General features: G+C 73.5%; 16 protein-coding genes. 5 read left to right on the top strand and 11 right to left on the bottom strand.

The window, feature by feature from the left end:
• Positions 1-38: 38 nt before the first annotated feature.
• The 8 genes from IF88_RS46700 to hutU all read right to left on the bottom strand — a co-directional run bounded on the left by IF88_RS46700 (position 39) and on the right by hutU (position 9,901).
• Positions 39-1,355, bottom strand: a complete 1,317-nt coding sequence (locus IF88_RS46700) for a hypothetical protein (protein WP_158754556.1) — start codon at positions 1,353-1,355, stop codon at positions 39-41.
• Positions 1,352-2,476 carry a hypothetical protein gene (locus IF88_RS0124645; RefSeq protein ID WP_030716495.1) on the bottom strand — a complete coding sequence of 375 codons (1,125 nt, stop codon included), beginning with the start codon at positions 2,474-2,476 and terminating at the stop codon, positions 1,352-1,354. Before IF88_RS0124645 ends, IF88_RS46700 begins: the two co-directional genes overlap by 4 nt.
• Before the next feature lie 5 nt (positions 2,477-2,481).
• Positions 2,482-3,564: a hypothetical protein gene (locus IF88_RS46695; protein WP_051837494.1), complete on the bottom strand. Its 1,083-nt coding sequence runs from the start codon at positions 3,562-3,564 to the stop codon at positions 2,482-2,484.
• Between the two features lie 17 nt (positions 3,565-3,581).
• On the bottom strand, positions 3,582-4,259 hold the full coding sequence (locus tag IF88_RS0124635; protein ID WP_030716489.1) for an LPXTG cell wall anchor domain-containing protein: 678 nt from the start codon (positions 4,257-4,259) through the stop codon (positions 3,582-3,584).
• Between the two features lie 113 nt (positions 4,260-4,372).
• Positions 4,373-5,551: an imidazolonepropionase gene (hutI, locus tag IF88_RS0124630; protein ID WP_030716487.1), complete on the bottom strand. Its 1,179-nt coding sequence runs from the start codon at positions 5,549-5,551 to the stop codon at positions 4,373-4,375.
• Positions 5,552-5,619: 68 nt separating this feature from the next.
• Complete coding sequence (locus tag IF88_RS0124625) at positions 5,620-6,960, bottom strand: formimidoylglutamate deiminase (protein ID WP_030716484.1); 1,341 nt, start codon at positions 6,958-6,960, stop codon at positions 5,620-5,622.
• Entirely contained in the window at positions 6,951-8,141 is a 1,191-nt protein-coding gene (locus IF88_RS0124620) for an allantoate amidohydrolase (protein WP_030716482.1), read from the bottom strand. The genes IF88_RS0124625 and IF88_RS0124620 overlap by 10 nt, the downstream gene beginning before the upstream one ends.
• A 95-nt stretch (positions 8,142-8,236) precedes the next feature.
• Positions 8,237-9,901, bottom strand: coding sequence for a urocanate hydratase (gene hutU, locus IF88_RS0124615; RefSeq protein WP_030716479.1), 1,665 nt, complete (start codon positions 9,899-9,901; stop codon positions 8,237-8,239).
• A 104-nt stretch (positions 9,902-10,005) separates the two neighbouring features.
• Between hutU and IF88_RS0124610 the strand changes: the two genes are divergently transcribed.
• Complete coding sequence (locus IF88_RS0124610; RefSeq protein ID WP_030716477.1) at positions 10,006-11,361, top strand: diaminopimelate decarboxylase; 1,356 nt, start codon at positions 10,006-10,008, stop codon at positions 11,359-11,361.
• A 264-nt stretch (positions 11,362-11,625) separates the two neighbouring features.
• Here the strand turns inward: IF88_RS0124610 and IF88_RS0124605 are convergent, their stop codons facing one another.
• On the bottom strand, positions 11,626-12,468 hold the full coding sequence (locus IF88_RS0124605) for a MurR/RpiR family transcriptional regulator (protein WP_030716471.1): 843 nt from the start codon (positions 12,466-12,468) through the stop codon (positions 11,626-11,628).
• 151 nt (positions 12,469-12,619) lie between these two features.
• Here IF88_RS0124605 and IF88_RS0124600 point away from each other — a divergent pair, with 151 nt between their 5' ends.
• Positions 12,620-12,994, top strand: coding sequence for a hypothetical protein (locus IF88_RS0124600; protein WP_030716468.1), 375 nt, complete (start codon positions 12,620-12,622; stop codon positions 12,992-12,994).
• 287 nt (positions 12,995-13,281) lie between these two features.
• Here IF88_RS0124600 and IF88_RS0124595 read toward each other — a convergent pair whose 3' ends face one another.
• A complete protein-coding gene (locus IF88_RS0124595; protein WP_030716465.1) occupies positions 13,282-14,667 on the bottom strand; it encodes a cystathionine beta-synthase in 1,386 nt (461 codons plus the stop codon).
• 128 nt (positions 14,668-14,795) lie between these two features.
• Here IF88_RS0124595 and IF88_RS0124590 point away from each other — a divergent pair, with 128 nt between their 5' ends.
• From IF88_RS0124590 to IF88_RS0124580, 3 genes are all read left to right on the top strand, one after another.
• Positions 14,796-15,833, top strand: coding sequence for an SGNH/GDSL hydrolase family protein (locus IF88_RS0124590; RefSeq protein ID WP_030716462.1), 1,038 nt, complete (start codon positions 14,796-14,798; stop codon positions 15,831-15,833).
• Between the two features lie 287 nt (positions 15,834-16,120).
• A complete protein-coding gene (locus IF88_RS0124585; protein ID WP_030716459.1) occupies positions 16,121-17,341 on the top strand; it encodes an acetyl-CoA C-acetyltransferase in 1,221 nt (406 codons plus the stop codon).
• 416 nt (positions 17,342-17,757) lie between these two features.
• On the top strand, positions 17,758-18,573 hold the full coding sequence (locus IF88_RS0124580; protein WP_199808129.1) for a hypothetical protein: 816 nt from the start codon (positions 17,758-17,760) through the stop codon (positions 18,571-18,573).
• On the opposite strand, the gene IF88_RS0124575 is transcribed toward IF88_RS0124580, so the two are convergent.
• Positions 18,557-18,901 (bottom strand): hypothetical protein, encoded by a 345-nt coding sequence (locus IF88_RS0124575; RefSeq protein WP_030716452.1) that lies wholly within the window; start codon positions 18,899-18,901, stop codon positions 18,557-18,559. The genes IF88_RS0124580 and IF88_RS0124575 overlap by 17 nt on opposite strands.
• Positions 18,902-18,964: the final 63 nt, after the last annotated feature.

Below are 18,964 nucleotides of genomic sequence, written 5' to 3'. Positions count from 1 at the left end.
GCCCGGCACACCGGAAGGTGTGCCGGGCCGTTCGCGTGTCAGCGGGTGCCGCGCAGGCGGCGCCACGGGGTGAAGGTGAACACCGCGCCGCCGAGCAGGATCACCGTGCCGGCGACCAGGGCCAGGGCCTTGATGCCGCCCTCGTCCTCCGCGCCGGTCTCGGCGAGGCCGCCGCCCGAAGTGCTGCTGCCGGAGGCCGTCGAGGAACCGGAGCCGCCCGGCTGGGCGGTGGTGTCCAGCTCCAGCGAGACGCCGCTGCTCGTAGCCTTGCAGGGGACGTTGATCGGCGTGGAGCCGGGGGCCATCGTGACGTCGATGGTCAGCTGGTCCGGGCTCAGCGTCACCTTGCCGGACTTGCCGGGCTTGTAGGTGCCGGTCATGTCGCTGAGGCTGACGGGGGCCTTGTCCGGGATCGGGTCGGCGTTGGCCGGGCCGGAGACCTTGACCGTGCCGCTGTCCGCCCCGCCGAGCTTCACGTCCATCGAGGGCTTGAGGGCCCCCGCGGGCAGGGCCATGGGCGCCGCCATCGCGCCCTTGGCCGTCTTGACCGTGAGGTCGTAGCTGCCGCCGTTCTTCTTGGCGTTGATGGTGACCGGGGTCTTGATCCCGCCCGGGACGACCGGCCCGCAGTCGAAGGCCACCTCGACCGCCTTGCCCGGGAAGTCGGTCTGGCCGCCTCCGCCGCCGGTGGTGGAGCCGCCCGAGGTCGTACCACCGGTCGTCGTACCACCGGTGGTCGTACCGCCTGTGGTCGTGCCACCGGTCGTCGTACCGCCTGTGGTCGTGCCACCGGTCGTCGTACCGCCGCTGGAGCCGGCCGAGACGTCGATGGTGGCGCCGACGCCCACGGCGCCGGTCGGCGCGCACTTGGTGACGAACGTGCCGAAGGAGAAGGTGACCGCCACGTCGTACTTGCCGGGGGTCAGCGTGATCTTCCCGGCCTTGGTCAGCTTCAGTTTGCCCTTCATCACGGACATCTGCATGGGCGCCTTCTTCGGGATCGGCGGGTTCTTCTTCTCCCCGACGACCTTCAGCTCACCGCCACCGCCGCTCACGGTGATCCAGCCGGTGGGCTGGACCGCGTCCTGCGGGATGTCCATCAGGTCCGTGTTGTTCGAGGCCGGCTTCACCGTCTCCCAGGACACGTCGACCTCGTCGCCGACCTTCGCCGAGGCCGGAGCGGTGACCTTGGCGGTGGTCTCCCCCTCCACGGGGCTGCCGCCCCCGGCCGGGGGAACGCATTTGACGTTGAACTTGGTCTCCGCGGCCTGGGCGGGAGAAGCCGTGATGGCGATGCCCGCGCCGCCGAGCAGCAGCGCGACCACGGCCGCGCTCACCCTCCGTTGGGTCTTCACGTTGGTCCCTTCGTCGTCGAACGGTTCTCAGACGGTGCGGACGTCTGTGGTGCTGTCTCCGGCGCGCTGTCCGGGGTGAACCACGGCAGGACCGCCGTGGTGGTCGAAGGGGGCTCCGCGGGTTGCTCGGAGCGGGCCGGTCCGGCCGGGCGCAGGGCCGGGATCCGGGGCAGCCGGGCCGTCACGGCCGTTGCCGCCTCGGCGGGCCGCGCGCCCCGGTGGCGGCCGGCCGCGGGCACGGCGCGCGGCCGGACCTTGGCGACGACGGCCATGCCGACGCGGAAGACCGCGGCCGGGATCACCAGCAGGAGCAGGCCCCAGAAGAGCAGCACCCCGTACGGGCGGTCCACGCCCCAGGGCTGGGTGGCGACCACGGTCTCGCCGTACTTGAGGGAGATCGTGTAGTCGCCGTGGGCGCCGGCGGTGAGGGCGACGTCGAACGCGATCTCCGCCTTGCCGCCCGGCGGGATGGTGCCCTTCCACCGGGCCTCCTCCCACAGCGGGGCGAACACCCCGTGGGCGGTGCCGAGCTGGAAGACCGGGTCCTTGACCGGGGCCGAGCCGAGATTGCCGACGGTGACCTTGAACTTGCGGCTCGGCGGGGCGCCGAACCAGGTCAGCACCCCGTCCTCGCCCTCCAGCCGGACCCCGGTGAGCATCGCGAGGCGGGCCGTGCCGGATTCGGCGGGCAGTTCGGCCACCGGATGGTCGGTGATCTTCAGGGGGGTCGCGACGGTGGACTGGTCGCCGTTGACGGAGGTGACGTTGACGACGCAGGGGCAGGGCTTGGGCGGCGCGACCACGGCCAGCCGGGCGGTGAAGCGCCCGTCGTCGGCGACGGAGACGGCGGCGCCGTCGGCGTTGGCGCAGCTGTTGGTGCCGCCGATCATGTTCTGCCCGCAGACCAGCAGCATCACCAGCGTCCTGGCCCGCCAGCCGGTGCCGGTGACGGTGATCTCGGTGCCCTTGGCGGCCTCCTGGAGGGAGAGGGCGACGGTGGGTCTGCCCTCGTCGGCCGCGGCCGGGGCCGCGGGGAACAGCGCGAGGGCGCACACCGCCAGCCCCGCCAGGAGGGACCGGACCCTGCGGCCGGCCTTGCCGCGGCCCTTGCCGCCGACCATGGCGCTCACCTGGACGCTCCCGTCAGTTCGTGTTCCGGTGCAGGGGTCGGGCCGGGGGTCCCGGGCGTCTCGCCGGGCCGCTCGCCGGGCGTCTCGCCGCCGGGCGGGTCCTGCCGGGTCCGCCGGCCCCGTACGAGGAACAGTGCGGCCGGCGTGGTCCCGCCGAGGGCGAGCAGGCCGAGGCCCGTCCAGCCGGCGGCCCGCCACGGCAGGAACCAGGCGGACGCGCTCCCCTCGGCCCGGGCGCCGCCGGGGGCGGTGACGGTGACGGTGACGCGGACTTGGTCGAGCACCGGGGCGCCGCGCCAGGGTTCGGTCAGCTCGATCCGCTGGCCCGGGAGCAGTTCCACCGGCAGGGCCCGGGCGCCGCGGTCCGGGACCTCGCCGAAACGGCCCTCGGCGCGCAGGGAGAGTTCGGGGGCGAGGGCGACGTTGCCCCGGTTGACCAGGGTGTACGCGACGACCGCGGCCCCGCCCCGGCCCCGTACGGCGACGTCCTCGACGGTGAGGGCCGCCAGGGTGGGGCCGCCGACCCGCAGGTGGACCCGTACGCCCACCTCGCGGCCGGCCTCGGTGGCGACCACGGCGGCGGGGTGGTCGCCGGGCGGGGACGAGGGCGGCACGGTGACGGTGAAGGGGACCACGGCCCGGGTGTGGGGCGGGATCTTCACGGTGGTCCCGGCGCCGAAGCTGATCCAGGCGCCGGCGCCGGTGGATCCGGCGGCGGGGCGCAGGGCGAAGGCCCCGTCGGCGGTGTTGTAGGCGTCGGCCCCGCGCAGGGTGACGGTGTGCTCCTGGTCGGATGTGTTGGCCAGGGCGAGGCGGTCCTCCAGCACGGTGCCGGCGGTGCCCGCCATGTAGAAGTACGGGCGCGCGGAGGGCGGGCGGTCGCCGGCGCGGGGGACGGCCTGGCCCGCGGCGGGCTCGGCGGTCCAGCCCGGCTCGTCGGCGGCCCTGCCGTACGCGGGCGGTGCGGGGGCCGCGTACAGCGCGGCGACGAGCAGGAGCAGGCCGGCGCCCCGGCGGACGCGGGGGGCGTGGGGGACGCGGGGGACGCGGGGGACGTGGGGGACGTGGAGCACGGGCATGGCCGGGGGCGCTCCGTTCAGGACCGGGCCCGCTGGCCGCGCCGGGTCAGCCAGAGCACGCCGGCGACGCCGGAGAGCAGCACGGTGCCGCCGAGGGTGCCGAGGGCGAGGGCGGAGTCGGTGGGTCCGGTCTGCGGGAGGGTCTCCTCGCCCGAGCCGCCGCCGGACTGGGCGGCGGCGCCGCCGGCGGCCGTGACGTCGAGCTCCAGGGACGGGCCGGGGCTGTTGCCGGGGGTGCAGGTGGTCGTGGTGCCCATCGCCTTGATGGTGAGCACGCCGGCGGTGAAGGTGACCTTGCCGCTCTTCTTGGGCGTGTAGGTGCCCGAGAGGTCGGTGATCTTGATGGGGGTGTCGGCGGGCACGGCCTCGGGGTTGGGCGGGCCGGAGACCGGCACGGACACCTTCTCCGCGCCGTCGACGAGGACGACGGCGCCGGGGCTCATCGCGCCCTTGCCCAGTTCGATGGGGCTGGAGGAGACGCCCTTCTGGAAGGACATCGTCAGCTTGTACGCCTCGCCGTCCTTGACTGCCTTGATCTCGATGGGCGAGATCGCCGACTTGTCCCCGATCGGGGTCTTGCAGTCGTAGGCCACGTCGACGACGGCGGCGTGGGCTGCGGGGGCGGCCAGCAGGACCGCCGATCCGGCCAGCGCGGAGGCCAGCGCGAGCGCGGTGGAGCGTTTGCGGTCGGACACCTTCGTCTTCCCCTCGGGCCACAAATAACTGACGACACATCAGATTGGTGGCTCAAGGTACGCCCGGGGTCTTGCGGAGGGAAGACAAAGGACAACCCCGGATTGACCGTTCGTCAGTGCGCGCGGCGGCCCCGCTGCCAGACGGCCGAGACGAGCGGGACGCCCGGGCGGTAGGCGAGGTGGACGTGGCTCGGGGCGTCCAGCAGGGCCAGGTCGGCGCGGGCTCCGGGGGTCACGGTGCCGATGTCCGCACGGCGCAGGGCGCGGGCTCCGCCGGCGGTGGCCGACCACAGGGCCTCGTCGGGGGTCATCCGCATGTCGCGGACGGCGAGCGCGATGCAGAACGGCATGGAGCTCGTGTAGGAGGAGCCGGGGTTGCAGTCCGTGGACAGGGCGACGGTGGCGCCCGCGTCGATCAGGCGGCGGGCGTCGGGCCACACCGCGCGGGTGGAGAACTCGGCGCCGGGCAGCAGGGTGGCGACCGTGGTCGAGGCGGCCTGGGCGAGGGCGTCCACGTCGGCGTCGGTCAGGTGGGTGCAGTGGTCGGCGGAGGCGGCCTCCAGCTCCACGGCGAGCTGTACGCCGGGACCGTAGGACAGCTGGTTGGCGTGCACGCGCGGGATCAGACCGGCGGCGGCGCCCGCGGTGAGGATCGCGCGGGCCTGGTCGCCGTCGAAGGCGCCCTTCTCGCAGAAGACGTCCACCCAGCGGGCGTACGGGGCGCAGGCCGCCAGCATCTCGCCGGTGACGAGGTCCACGTACGCGGCCGGGTCCTCGGCGTAGTCGGGGGAGACGATGTGCGCGCCGAGGTAGGTGACCTCCTCGGTGTGCGCGGCGGCGATGCGCAGGGCGCGGGCCTCGTCGGCGACGGTGAGGCCGTAGCCGGACTTGGTCTCGAAGGTGGTGGTGCCCTGGCGGCGGGCCTCGTCGAGGTGGCGCACGAGGTTGGCCTCGAGCTCGGCGTCGGTGGCGGCGCGGGTGGCGGCGACGGTGGTGCGGATGCCTCCGGCGGAGTAGGCGCGTCCGGACATCCGGGCGTTGAACTCCTGGGTGCGGTCGCCGGCGAAGACGAGGTGCGAGTGGGAGTCGACGAAGCCGGGGATGACGGCCCGACCCTGCGCGTCGAAGGCCTCGTCCGCGGCCGGCGCCTCGGCGGCGGGGCCGACCCAGGCGACCTTGTCGCCGTCGATGACGACGGCGGCGTTCTCGATCAGGCCCAGGGGTGAACCGTCCCCGACGGACGGGTCGTTGGTGACGAGGCTGCCGATGTTGGTGATGCAGGTGGTGGTCATGGTTCCTCTCGGTTTCCTGGGGCTCCGCCCCAGACCCCGCGCCTCAAACGCCGGCGAGGCTGGATCGGTCAGGCGCGCAGGGCCGCGATGGAGTCGGACAGGGCCGACGGGACGTCGGGGACCAAGGTGTGGGCGCCGTCGCGGACGATGTGGCGGCCGCCGACCACCGTGTGGCGGACGTCGGCGGCGGTGGCGGCGAAGACCGCCGTCTCCGCGCCCAGCCGGGCCGGCGGACCCGCCGTGCGGACGGAGTCCAGCGCGAGCGTGGTGAAGTCCGCGAGCGCGCCCGCCTCCAGGCGGCCCGCGTCGGCCAGGCCGAGCGCCGCATGGCCGTCGGCGGTGGCGGCGGTGAGCAGGGCGTTCGCCGTCCAGTGCCCCCGGGTGCGGCTGCGCAGGCGCTCGTTCAGCTCCATCGCGCGGGCCTCCTCCAGCAGGTCGATCACGGCGTGGCTGTCGCTGCCGAGCGACAGCGGGCTGCCCGCGTGCTGGAGGCGGGTCGCCGGGCCGATGCCGTCGGCGAGGTCGCGTTCGGTGGTGGGGCACATGCAGGTGCCGGTGGTGGTTCCGCCGAGCAGGGCGATGTCCGCATCGGTGAGGTGGGTGTTGTGGACGCCGGTGGTGCGCGGCCCGAGCACCCCGTGGTCGGCGAGCAGCCGGGTCGGGGTGCGGCCGTGGGCGGCCTGGCAGGCGTCGTTCTCGGCGGTCTGCTCGGAGAGGTGGACGTGCAGCGGAGCCTCGCGCTCCTCGGCCCAGCGGGCGACGGTGGCCAGCTGGTCGGCGGGCACGGCGCGCACCGAGTGGATCGCGGCGCCGATCAGGGCGTGCTCGCGGGGCTTCAGGGCGGACGCGCGCTCGGCCCAGGCCTCGGCCGTGCCGTCGGAGAAGCGCTGCTGGTGCGGGTTCGGGGCCTCGCCGAAGCCGGCCGAGAGGTAGGCCGTGTCGAGGAGGGTGATCCGGATGCCGGCCGCGGCGGCGGCCTCGATCAGGGCCTCGCCCATGGCGTTGGGGTCGGCGTACGGGGCGCCGCCCGGCGCGTGGTGTACGTAGTGGAACTCGCCGACGTTGGTGATGCCGGCCAGCGCCATTTCGGCGTACACCGCGCGGGCGAGCGCGAAGTAGGTGTCGGGGGTGAGGTTCTGGGCGACCTTGTACATGAGGTCGCGCCAGGTCCAGAAGGTGCCGGAGCCGACCTGGACGGTGCCCCGCAGGGCCCGGTGGAAGGCGTGGCTGTGCGCGTTGGCCAGGCCCGGGAGGGTCAGGCCGCGCAGCACCTCCGCGCCCGGCGGCGGGGTCTGCACCCCGGTGCGCAGGGCGCCGATGCGTCCGTCTTCCGTGACTTCCAGGGCGACGCCCGGCTCGACGTGGGCGCCGAGCCAGGCGTGCTCCAGCCAGTACGTCGTCAACGACATGCCAGGCCTTCCAGTACGTCGGCGAGGGCGAGGACGCCGGCCACGCAGTCGTCCTCGGCGGCGAACTCCCGCGGGGAGTGGGAGACGCCGGTGGGGTTCCGTACGAACAGCATCGCGGTCGGGACGGCCGCGGAGAGGATTCCGGCGTCGTGTCCCGCCCCGGTGCCGAGGACGGGGACGGCCCCGCCCAGGATCCGGTTCATCTCGTCGCGCAGGGCGTGCTCGAACTCGACGACCGGGGTGAAGGACTCCCGGACGATGCCGAGGTCGATGCCGTCCTGGTCGGCGCGCTCGCGGGCGGCCTTCTCGATGGCGGTCACGACCGTGTCGAGGGTGGCCTGGTCGGCGGCCCGGGAGTCGAGCCAGCCGCGCACGAGCGAGGGGATGGCGTTGACCCCGTTGGGCTCGACGGAGATCTTCCCGAAGGTGGCCACGGCCCCGGCGAGGGCCGCCTCGGTGCGGGCCGCGAGGACGGTCGCCGCGTACGTGAGCATCGGGTCGCGGCGGTCGACCAGCCGGGTGGTGCCGGCGTGGTTGGCCTCGCCGCGGAAGTCGAACCGCCAGCGGCCGTGCGGCCAGATCGCCGAGGCGATGCCGACGCGGTCCCCGCTCAGGTCCAGGGCCCGGCCCTGTTCCACGTGGAGCTCGACGAAGGCGCCGATGCGGGCGAGCCGTTCCGGATCGGCCCCGATGGCCTCGGGGTCGTAGCCGGCGGCCTCCATGGCCCGGGGCAGGCCGATGCCGTCGGCGTCGCGGAGCTCGTACGCCTTCTCCTTGGTCAGCTGCCCGGCGGCGAGCCGGGAGCCGACGCAGGCGAGGCCGAAGCGGGCCCCTTCCTCGTCACCGAAGTTGGTGATGGCGAGTGGCCTGGAGAACTCCGTGCCCCTCCTGCGGAGTTCGTCCAGGGCCGCGAAGGAGGACACCACCCCGAGGGGGCCGTCGAAGGCCCCGCCGTCGGGGACGGAGTCCAGGTGCGAGCCGGTGACCACGGCGTCCCCCGCGAGGGGGTCGCCGAGCCAGGCCCACTGGTTGCCGTTGCGGTCGGTCTCGTACGTCAGCCCGCGCGCCTCGGCCTGCGCCTGGAACCAGGTCCGGCAGTCGGCGTCGGCCCCGCTCCAGGCGTAACGGCGGTACCCGCCGCTGTCGGCGTGGCGGCCGATGGGGGCGAGCTCCGCCCACATGGCGTGGAACGACCCGGCCCCGACGGCGTTCGAGGCGCGGGGGTCCGGGGGCAGCGCCCCCAGCAGCGACGCCGCACCCGGAAAGTCTGCCTCGCTCACGCGGAGTCGCCCTCGCGCATCGGGACCCGCACGCCGCGCTCGTCGGCGACCGACTCCGCGATGTCGTAGCCGGCGTCGACGTGGCGGATGACGCCCATGCCCGGGTCGTTGGTGAGGACGCGGCGGATCTTCTCGCCGGCCAGCGGGGTGCCGTCGGCGACGGTGACCTGGCCCGCGTGGATGGAGCGGCCCATGCCGACGCCGCCGCCGTGGTGGATCGAGACCCAGGAGGCGCCGGAGGCCACGTTGACCATGGCGTTGAGCAGCGGCCAGTCGGCGATGGCGTCGGAGCCGTCGAGCATGGCCTCGGTCTCGCGGTACGGGGAGGCCACCGAGCCGCAGTCGAGGTGGTCACGGCCGATGACCAGCGGGGCGGCGAGGGTGCCGTCGGCGACCATCTCGTTGAAGCGCTCGCCGGCCTTGTCGCGCTCGCCGTAGCCGAGCCAGCAGATGCGCGCGGGCAGGCCCTGGAAGTGGACGCGCTCGCCCGCCATCTTGATCCAGCGGTGCAGGGACTCGTTCTCCGGGAAGAGCTCCAGCATCGCCTTGTCGGTCTTGTGGATGTCCGAGGCCTCGCCGGACAGCGCCGCCCAGCGGAAGGGGCCCTTGCCCTCGCAGAACAGCGGCCGGATGTAGGCGGGGACGAAGCCGGGGAAGGCGAAGGCGCGGTCGTAGCCGGCCAGCTGGGCCTCGCCGCGGATGGAGTTGCCGTAGTCGAAGACCTCGGCGCCGGCGTCCATGAAGCCGACCATGGCCTCGACGTGCTTGGCCATGGACTCGCGGGCGCGGGTGGTGAAGCCGGCCGGGTCCTTGGCGGCGTAGGCGCCCATGTCGTCGAAGTCGACGCCGACGGGGAGGTAGGCGAGCGGGTCGTGGGCCGAGGTCTGGTCGGTCACGATGTCGATGGGCGCACCCTCGGCCAGCATCTGCGGGAGCAGCTCGGCCGCGTTGCCGAGCAGGCCGATGGAGAGCGGCTTGCGGGCGTCGCGGGCCTCGACGGCCAGCTGGAGGGCGTGGCGCAGGTTGTCGGCCTTGACGTCCAGGTAGCGGTGCTCGATGCGGCGGTCGATGGCGCGCGGGTCGACGTCGATGCAGATCGCGACGCCGTCGTTCATCGTCACGGCCAGGGGCTGGGCGCCGCCCATGCCGCCGAGGCCGGCGGTCAGGGTGATGGTGCCGGCGAGGGTGCCGTTGAACTTCTTGGCCGCGACGGCCGCGAAGGTCTCGTAGGTGCCCTGGAGGATGCCCTGGGTGCCGATGTAGATCCACGAGCCGGCCGTCATCTGGCCGTACATGGTGAGGCCCAGGTGCTCCAGGCGGCGGAACTCCTCCCAGTTGGCCCAGTCGCCCACCAGGTTGGAGTTGGCGAGCAGGACGCGCGGCGCCCACTCGTGGGTCTGCATCACGCCGACCGGGCGGCCGGACTGGACGAGCATCGTCTCGTCCTGCTTGAGGGTCTGGAGGGTGCGGACCATGGCGTCGTACGAGCGCCAGTCGCGGGCTGCCTTGCCGGTGCCGCCGTAGACGACGAGCTTGTCGGGGTGCTCGGCGACCTCGGGGTCGAGGTTGTTCTGGAGCATCCGCAGCGCGGCCTCCTGCTGCCATCCCAGGGTGCTGAGCTCGGTGCCTCGCGCGGCACGTACGGGGCGGGGTCCTGACATGGCGGTGCCTCCTCCGATGTTGGTATTTCCATTCACATCCTGACGTCCTGAATAGATTCAGTCAACAGCTGCGGGCGGCCCTGTCGGATGATGGGATGGCGGACATGGCTGCACACACGCACGCGGGCGCGGATGCCGCCGCGCGTCGGGATCTGGCCGTACGGGCCGCCGTCGAACAGGGGCTCGTGGGCGGGGCCGACTCCGCGGAGCCCCTGACCTGCCTGCTGGACACCGTCGGGATCCGGGCCTCCGCCGCCGCCCTGACCAGCGCCTTCGCGGACGCCCTGGCGCCCGGCACCCCCGTCCTGCACGCCTTCGCCGTCAAGGCCGCGCCGCTCGTCCCGGTCCTGCGGCTGCTCGCGGACGCGGGGCTCGGCTGCGAGGTGGCCAGCCCCGGCGAGCTGGCGCTGGCCCGGGCGGCCGGGGTGCCGGCCGGGCGGACCGTCCTGGACTCCCCCGCCAAGACGGTGGCCGAACTGCGCGAGGCCCTGGCCCTGGGCATCGCCGTCAACGCCGACAACCCGCAGGAACTGGAACGGCTCGACGCACTGGTCGGCGCGGGCCCGGCCCGGTCCCCGATCGGCGTACGGATCAACCCGCAGACCGGCGCCGGGACCATCGACGCGCTCTCCACCGCCACGTCGACCTCGAAGTTCGGGATCGCCCTGCGGGATCCCGGCGCGCGCGAATGGCTCGTACGGGCGTACCTGGACCGGCCCTGGCTCACCCGCCTGCACGTCCACTCCGGCTCACAGGGCGTCCCCCTGGCCCTGATCGCGGAGGGCGTACGGGAACTGCACGCGCTGGCCGAGGAGATCAACGAGGCGGCCGGACGTCGGCAGGTGGACACCCTCGACATCGGCGGCGGCCTGCCGGTGAACTTCGCCTCGGACGAGGAGACGCCCCGGTGCGCCGCGTACGTGGCCGCGCTGCGCGGGGCGGCCCCCGGGCTGTTCTCGGGCACGTACGGCTTGGTCACGGAGTTCGGCCGGGCCCTGCTGGCCAAGCACGGGCTGGTGCTGGCCAGGGTCGAGTACACCAAGACCAGCGGCTCCCGGCCGATCGCGCTCACCCACGCCGGGGTGCAGCTGGCGACGCGCACCGCGTACGCCCCGGCGGCCTGGCCGGTGCGGATCCTGGCGTACGACGCGAAGGGCGCGCCGAAGACCGGCGAGCCGGTGGCGCAGGACGTCGCGGGGCCGGCCTGCTTCGCGGGCGACCTGCTCGCGACGGCCCGGGAACTCCCGCGGCTCGCCCCCGGCGACCTGATCGGCGTCCCGGACACCGGCGCGTACTTCTTCACCGCGCACTACGGCTACAACAGCCTGCCCCGCCCGGCGGTCCACGGCTTCACGGTGGGCCCGCAGGACGAGGTCCGCTTCAGCCTGGTCCGTCCGGCGCAGCGCCTCGCCGAGATCGTGGCCGAGGCGGGCGGCGCCCACGCCGAAGCCCTGCTGTAGCCGCTGCGCGGAGCCTCCCCGGGCTCCGCCCCGACCCGCGCCTCAATCGCCGGCGAGGCTTCAAAACCTGGGGCTCCGCCCCAGACCCCGCTCCTCAAGCGCCGGAGGGGCTGGATTTGGCCGCCGTCGGCACTATCCAGCCCCTCCGGCGCTTGAGGAGCGAGGTGCGGGGCGGAGCCCCGGTATTTCAGCCTCGCCGGCGTTTGAGGCGCCGGGTCTGGGACGGAGCCCCGGGTCCTTCAGCCGCGCCGGCGGTTGAGGCGGCTATTCCACGAAGAGGCCGCGCGCCGCGGCCCGGGCGTCGAAGGCCTCCAGGCGGGCCTGGGCGTCCGGGAGGGCGTCCGCCATCGCCTCCAGCAGCACCCGCCCCAGCAGCATCGGCGCGCACGCCGTGTCGAAGGCCAGCCCCGTCCCGACCGGCGCCGGGATCAGCAGGTCCGAGTGGCGGGCCACCGGCGCGAAGGCCGAGTCGGCGACCGTCACCACGCTCAGCCCGGCCGCCCGCGCGTGCTCCAGCGCCTCCGCCACCTCCCGGGGATGCCGCGGCAGTGCGAAGCACAGCAGCGCCGAGGCCCCCGCGCCGGCGGCCGCGTCGATGCGGTCGGCGAGCATCGAGCCGCCCTCGTCGAGGAGGCGTACGTCCGGGTGCACCTTGGCGGCGAAGTACGCGAACCCGCGCGCCTGCGAGGACGCCGCCCGCAGCCCGAGCACCGGCAGCGGGGCCGAGGCGGCGAGCAGCCGCCCCGCCTCCTCCACCGGCGCGGGATCGGCGAGCATCTCCGCCAGTTGCCGCAGGTTCTCGATCTCGCCCAGGACGGCCTGCTGGTACTCGTTGTACGAGTCCTCCTGCGCGGCCTCGACCCGCTCGGCGGGAGCCACCTCGCGCAGGTGCCGGCGCAGTGCGGGATATCCGTCGAAGCCCAGGGCCACCGCGAACCGGGTCACCGACGGCTGGCTCACCCCGGCCAGCTCGGCGAGCTCGACGCTCGACAGGAAGGGCACCTCCGCCGCCCCGCGGACCATGCAGTGCGCGATGCGCCGCTGCGTCGGCGTCAGCCGGTGCCCCTCGAACAGCTTCTGCAGCCGCGCGGCCGGGCTGTCGCTCATTCCCGTCCCCTCCGTCCCCGTCGATCTATTCAGTCACGGAGCACTCTGCATGTGGTTATGCAGCTCGGCAAGCCGCGCCCGCGATGCGGATACGGCGGATACGGGGGCTAGCCCCAGTGCGGGGGCCCGCGGTGCTTCCTACGTTGGGGGTATGGACGCCCACGCCCAAGAGCTGAAGAAGGAACTCGACGCCACGCTGGACGCCCGGCGGGAGCTGGGTCCGGAGTACGAGGCCGCGCTGGTGGACTCGTTCGTCGAGAAGGTCGACACCCAGGTCCGGCGGCGCCTCGCGGAGGAACGCCTGTCCGCGGCCCGCGGCGAAACCCGCCCCTCCGCCTCGCCGGCGGACGGGAACTTCGGCGAACGCTTCGGCTTCGCGATCATCACGCTGGTGCTGGCGGTCCCGCTGTCGGCCATCGCCGCCGCGCAGGCGCACTTCAGCGGGCTCCTGGTCGCCTGGGCCGGGATCGTGGGCGTGAACTTCATCCACGCCAACAAGCGGTTCCGGCGCCGGTCCGCCGAATAGGTTGGTGCGCGGGGACCGCCGCACCCTCGGTTGCCCGAGGGGCGGGACGACGGCGGTCCCCGCGCAGGACACGGCCGGGTCAGGGCCGTCCGCGTCCGTGACGTCCGCGCGGTCCGGGAGCCGCTCCGGAGGTACGCGTACGCCGTTCGGTGGTGCCGGCCGGGTTCCGGTCTCCCGGTCCTCCCTGCCGACAACCACCACTGTGCCCCAGCCGTGTTAAGCCGGTGCTGCCGTCACGTGTCGTGCCCGTACCGTTTGCACGAAGGCCACGCGCGGCCCCGTACGGGCTACTTGGCGGACTTGGCCAGGAACGCCAGCAGGTCCTGACGGCTCACCACACCGGTGGGCTTGCCCTCGACGAGCACGATCGCCGCGTCCGCCTCACCGAGCACCGCCATCAGCTCGGACACCGGCTCGCCCGAGCCGACCTGCGGCAGCGGCGAGCTCATGTGCTTCTCCAGCGGGTCCGTCAGGGAGGCCCGCTGCGCGAACAGCGCCGCCAGCAGCTCCTTCTCGACGACCGAGCCGATGACCTCGGCGGCCATCACGTCCGGGTGACCGGCGCCCGGCTTGACGATGGGCATCTGCGAGACGCCGTACTCCCGCAGGACCTCGATCGCCTGGCCGACCGTCTCCTCGGGGTGCATGTGGACGAGGGAGGGGATGCCGCCCTCCTTGTCGTCCAGCACGTCGCCGATGCGGGCGGCCGGTCCGGCCTCCTCCAGGAAGCCGTGGCCCGCCATCCACTCGTCGCTGAAGATCTTGCTCATGTAGCCGCGGCCGCTGTCCGGCAGCAGGACGACGACCACGTCGTCCGGGCCGAGACCCTCGGCGGCGCGCAGGGCGGCCACGACCGCCATGCCGCAGGAGCCGCCGACGAGCAGGCCCTCCTCCTTCGCCAGGCGGCGGGTCATCTGGAAGGAGTCCTTGTCGGACACCGCGATGATCTCGTCCGTGACGTTGGGGTCGTAGGCGGTCGGCCAGAAGTCCTCGCCGACGCCCTCGACGAGGTACGGGCGGCCGGAGCCGCCGGAGTAGACGGAACCCTCGGGGTCGGCGCCGATGACCTTGACCTTCCCGCCGCTGACCTCCTTGAGGTAGTTGCCGGTACCGGAAATCGTGCCGCCCGTGCCCACGCCCGCGACGAAGTGGGTGATCTTCCCGTCCGTCTGGTCCCACAGCTCGGGGCCGGTGGTCTCGTAGTGCGAACGGGGGTTGTTCGGGTTGCTGTACTGGTCGGGCTTCCAGGCGCCCGGGGTCTCGCGCACCAGGCGGTCGGACACGTTGTAGTACGAGTCCGGGTGCTCGGGGTCGACGGCGGTCGGGCAGACCACGACGTCGGCACCGTAGGCGCGCAGCACGTTGATCTTGTCCATGGACACCTTGTCAGGGCAGACGAAGATGCACTTGTAGCCCTTCTGCTGGGCCACGATGGCGAGTCCTACACCCGTGTTGCCGCTGGTCGGCTCCACGATGGTGCCGCCGGGCTTGAGGGCTCCGCTCTGCTCGGCGGCCTCGATCATCCGTACGGCGATCCGGTCCTTCACGGATCCACCGGGATTGAAGTACTCGACCTTCGCAAGGACGGTGGCCTGCAGGCCTTCGGTCACACGGTTGAGCTTCACCAGCGGGGTGTTGCCGACGAGGCTGATCATCGAGTCGTGGAATTGCACCATGTTCTCCAAGGAGGGGACTCCACGGGTTCTCCGGGAGGTCTGGCCAGAGTATGCGTAAAGGGATTGGCCGACCGTGCGTACGGGGCAGGTAGGGATCAATGAGGACCGAGGAGGTGGCCTGAAGGGTGTCCAGGGCGAGAACGGCCCGCCGGATCGCGGCGGGGGCAGCGTACGGCGGGGGCGGACTCGGACTGGTCGGGGCCGCCGCGGTGGGTCTGGTGCTGGCCGAGGTGCAGTTCGCCAAGCGCACGGTGGGCACCGGTCTGGGCGATCCGCCGCGCGCCGACGGGCTGTACGGGAGCGAGTTCGGCGGCCCGGAACAGAGCCCGGGACCGCTGCGCCTGGGCATGCTGGGCGATTCCACGGCCGCGGGACTCGGCGTGCGGCGGGCCCGGCAGACGCCGGCGGCCCTGCTGGCGTCCGGGCTGGCGGCGGTGGCCGAGCGCCCGGTGGAGCTGCGCAACGTGGCCCTGTCGGGGGCCATGTCCGACGATCTGGACCGGCAGGCGGGGCTGCTGCTGAACGACGGGAGCCCCGCGCCGGACGTATGCGTGATCATGATCGGCGCGAACGACGTGACGCGCCGGATGCCGCCGACCCAGTCCGTGCGCTGCCTGACCTCGGCCGTGCGGCGGCTGCGGATGGCGGGGGCCGAGGTCGTCGTGGGCACCTGCCCTGACCTGGGCACGATCGAGCCGGTGTACCAGCCGCTGCGCTGGGTGGCCCGGCGGGTCTCGCGGCAGCTGGCCGCCGCGCAGACCATAGGAGTGGTCGCGCTGGGCGCCCGTACGGTCTCCATGGGTGACCTGCTGGGCCCGGAGTTCGCCGCGAACCCGCGCGAGATGTTCGGCCCGGACTCCTACCACCCGTCGGCGGAGGGGTACGCGACCGCCGCCATGGCCGTGCTGCCGACGCTGTGCGCGGCGCTCGGCCTGTGGCCGGAGTCGGACCGGCTGGACGTGTCCCGCGACGAGGACATGCTCCCGGTGGCGAAGGCCGCGTCCGCCGCGGCGGGCCAGGCGGGTACGGAGGTCACGGCCGCGCGCGGCCCGTGGGTCCTGCTCAAACACCGCCGTCGCCGCCGGGTACCGGGCGAGGACCCGACCCCGCCGGCCGACTCCGGCACGGGCACCACCGCCGGCTCCAGCCCCGCCGGCGTGTGAGGCGCGGTCTTCAGCCCCGCCGGCCTGTGAGGCGCGCTCTTTCAGCCCCGCCGGCCTGTGAGGCGCGCTCTTTCAGCCCCGCCGGCCTGTGAGGCGCGCTCTTTCAGCCCCGCCGGCGTTTGAGGCGCGGGGTCTGGGGCAGGGCCCCACCAGCGGCGCCGCACCCGCTCACAGCACCCGCACCCCCGCGGGAGCGACCGGCATCACACTCCCACCCCGGTGACCTCGACCGTACGGGGCGGTAACTTCGCATGCGGTCCCGCAACGACGCACCCCTTGGAGTCCCGATGCCCGAAGCCGTCATCGTTTCCACCGCCCGCTCTCCCATCGGGCGCGCCGGCAAGGGGTCCCTCAAGGACGTCCGCCCGGACGACCTGACCGCGACGATCATCCAGGCCGCCCTCGCCAAGATCCCCGAGCTGGACCCGCGCCAGATCGACGACCTGATGCTCGGCTGCGGCCTCCCCGGCGGCGAGCAGGGTCACAACCTGGCCCGCATCGTGGCCGTGCAGATGGGCATGGACTACCTGCCGGGCACCACGATCACCCGCTACTGTTCCTCCTCGCTCCAGACCTCCCGCATGGCGCTGCACGCCATCAAGGCCGGCGAGGGCGACGTCTTCATCTCCGCGGGCGTCGAGACGGTCTCCCGGTTCGCGAAGGGCTCCTCGGACGGCCTGCCGGACACGCACAACCCGCTCTTCGCCGACGCGGAGGCCCGTACGGCCGCCGTCGCGCAGAGCGAGGGCTCCTCCTGGCACGACCCGCGCGAGGACGGCCTGCTCCCGGACGCCTACATCTCGATGGGGCAGACCGCGGAGAACCTGGCCCGCCTCAAGGGCGTGACCCGCCAGGACATGGACGAGTTCGGCCTGCGCTCGCAGAACCTCGCCGAAGAGGCCATCAAGAACGGCTTCTGGGCCCGCGAGATCACCCCGGTCACCACCCCGGACGGCACGGTCGTCTCGACCGACGACGGCCCGCGCGCCGGCGTGACCCTGGAGGGCGTGCAGGGCCTCAAGCCCGTCTTCCGCCCCGACGGCCTGATCACCGCCGGCAACTGCTGCCCGCTCAACGACGGCGCCGCGGCGCTGGTCATCATGAGCGACACCAAGGCCCGTGAGCTGGGCCTGACCCCGCTGGCCCGGATCGTCTCCACCGGCGTCACCGCCCTCTCCCCCGAGATCATGGGCCTGGGCCCGGTCGAGGCGTCGAAGCAGGCCCTGAAGCGGGCCGGCCTGACGGTCGGCGACATCGACCTGTTCGAGATCAACGAGGCCTTCGCGGCCCAGGTCATCCCGTCGTACCGGGACCTGGAGATCCCCCTCGACAAGCTGAACGTCAACGGCGGGGCCATCGCCGTCGGTCACCCCTTCGGGATGACCGGTGCCCGCATCACCGGCACTCTGATCAACGGCCTGCAGTTCCACGACAAGCAGTTCGGCCTCGAGACGATGTGCGTCGGCGGCGGCCAGGGCATGGCCATGGTCATCGAGCGGCTGAGCTGAGCCGTAGCGGAGGGTAGGGGTCGCCCCGAGGAACGAGGGGCGGCACCTGCCCGTAGCGGTGGCGAAGCTCAGCGCGACCAAAGAAGCGAGCGCCTGAGCTGGAAACGATCACCCGAGCTCATTGGATCAAGACCGGTGCCCAGTCGCCGCAAGGGATCCCGCCGGATCCCCTGCGGCGTACTGACACCGGATCTAACCCCCTCGCGGCCTACCTGTGACCGAATCTCCCCCAGGATGTGACCTATCTCCTGGGGGATCGGCATGTGTGCAGGTCAGCGGCAGTTAGCGGGGTACGGCTGTGACCAAAGCCCTGTCCAATTCGTGACGTAATGCACTGCACGCCATTCCCAGGTCGGGACACTCTGATGTAGGAAGTCGGGGGATCGAATCACCTCAGGAGTTAGTCAGTGAGCGCCATGTCTCTTGCCCTGCTGCTGACCACTGCCGCCGCCGCGGCCGTGGGCGCTGCTGCGCTGCACGCCGTCCATGGTCTGCGCAAGCAGGTCACCGCCCTGCGCACCGAGCTGGCGGCGCCGGTCCAGCACCGCGGTGCGACCGTTCCGCACGCCCGCAGCGCCGTGGAGTCCCCCGCCGCCGAGATACGAGCCGCCGTGGCCGAGGCCCTCGCCGAGGAGCGCGAGCGTGAGCTGGCCGAGGCGCGCGCCTTCTGGGCCGCGCAGGAGGCCCGCGACGCCGCCGACGCCCCGTCGCTGCTGGGCGGCCTGGCCGGGCTCGGTGAGGACAGCCCCGTCTTCCTGCCCCGGCAGGCCGACATGGTGGGTCTGGAGCCCCTCCTGGGCGAGGAGGCCCTCGACGAGCTCCCGGGCTACCCCGAGGACTCGGCCGAGCTGGCCGCCGCCCGCCGGCGCCACCCCTCGCACCCCGACTTCGTACCGGCCCAGGCCTCGCACCCCGGCGCCGACCACGAGCGCACCGTCAACCGCCTGGAGGAGCTCGCTGAGGCCCGTACGGCCCTCGCGGACGTCCGCCCCGGCCCGCTGGGCACGCTCGACGTGTACGTCTTCACCGACGGCACGACGCTGTGCATGACCCCCGGGCACCGGGAGACCGCGGAGCGCCTCGCCGAGGCCCTGCGTTCGGGCACCGCCCCGGTCCTGCTGGGCGGCTCGGGCATCTCCGGCGCCTACGCGCTGACCTTCTCCTGTGGTGACTCGGAGGACCCCGACAGCAACGTCTACATCCTCGCGGACCGCGTCATCGCGTCGCTCTGATCTCCGCCTGCTCCACCAGCCCCACGGCCTCGTCCAGCACGTCGGACGGGGCCGTCGCGCCGTCCGGGCCGGCCGCCACGGCGCGCAGCGCCTCGGCGAGGTCCAGCCCGGCCACGGCCACCTGGTCCCCGACGACGAAGATGCCGGCGTCCGGCAGCTCCCGCGGCGCCTGTCCGGGGGTCTCCAGCCGCTGCGCCCGTACGGAGAGCTCGCGGGCCAGTTCCAGGGCCACGGCGGCGGCTCCCTGCTGCAGGCGGCTCTGCGGCGCGGCCCGCAGCCGGTCGGCGAAACGTTCCACGACGGCGGTCAGGGGCGAAGTATCAAGCACCCGGCCGACCTTACGCGCCGCCCGGGCACCATTGCCAACGGGCGAACTCTCCGGCACGGTGGC

It is taken from the genome of Streptomyces sp. NRRL F-2580 (assembly GCF_000720115.1).
Classification (GTDB): domain Bacteria; phylum Actinomycetota; class Actinomycetes; order Streptomycetales; family Streptomycetaceae; genus Streptomyces.
Note: the sequence above shows the minus strand (reverse complement) of the source record. Positions and strands in the feature narration are given on the sequence as shown.

Excerpts from the sequence above, each read along its gene's own strand:
- IF88_RS0124645 (WP_030716495.1), bottom strand. The coding sequence starts at position 2,476 with ATGGTCGGCGGCAAGGGCCGCGGCAAGGCCGGCCGCAGGGTCCGGTCC.
- IF88_RS46695 (WP_051837494.1), bottom strand. The coding sequence starts at position 3,564 with ATGCCCGTGCTCCACGTCCCCCACGTCCCCCGCGTCCCCCGCGTCCCC.
- hutI (WP_030716487.1), bottom strand. The coding sequence starts at position 5,551 with ATGACCACCACCTGCATCACCAACATCGGCAGCCTCGTCACCAACGAC.
- IF88_RS0124625 (WP_030716484.1), bottom strand. The coding sequence starts at position 6,960 with ATGTCGTTGACGACGTACTGGCTGGAGCACGCCTGGCTCGGCGCCCAC.
- IF88_RS0124620 (WP_030716482.1), bottom strand. The coding sequence starts at position 8,141 with ATGTGGGCGGAGCTCGCCCCCATCGGCCGCCACGCCGACAGCGGCGGG.
- hutU (WP_030716479.1), bottom strand. The coding sequence starts at position 9,901 with ATGTCAGGACCCCGCCCCGTACGTGCCGCGCGAGGCACCGAGCTCAGC.
- IF88_RS0124610 (WP_030716477.1), top strand. The coding sequence starts at position 10,006 with ATGGCTGCACACACGCACGCGGGCGCGGATGCCGCCGCGCGTCGGGAT.
- IF88_RS0124605 (WP_030716471.1), bottom strand. The coding sequence starts at position 12,468 with ATGAGCGACAGCCCGGCCGCGCGGCTGCAGAAGCTGTTCGAGGGGCAC.
- IF88_RS0124600 (WP_030716468.1), top strand. The coding sequence starts at position 12,620 with ATGGACGCCCACGCCCAAGAGCTGAAGAAGGAACTCGACGCCACGCTG.
- IF88_RS0124585 (WP_030716459.1), top strand. The coding sequence starts at position 16,121 with ATGCCCGAAGCCGTCATCGTTTCCACCGCCCGCTCTCCCATCGGGCGC.
- IF88_RS0124580 (WP_199808129.1), top strand. The coding sequence starts at position 17,758 with ATGTCTCTTGCCCTGCTGCTGACCACTGCCGCCGCCGCGGCCGTGGGC.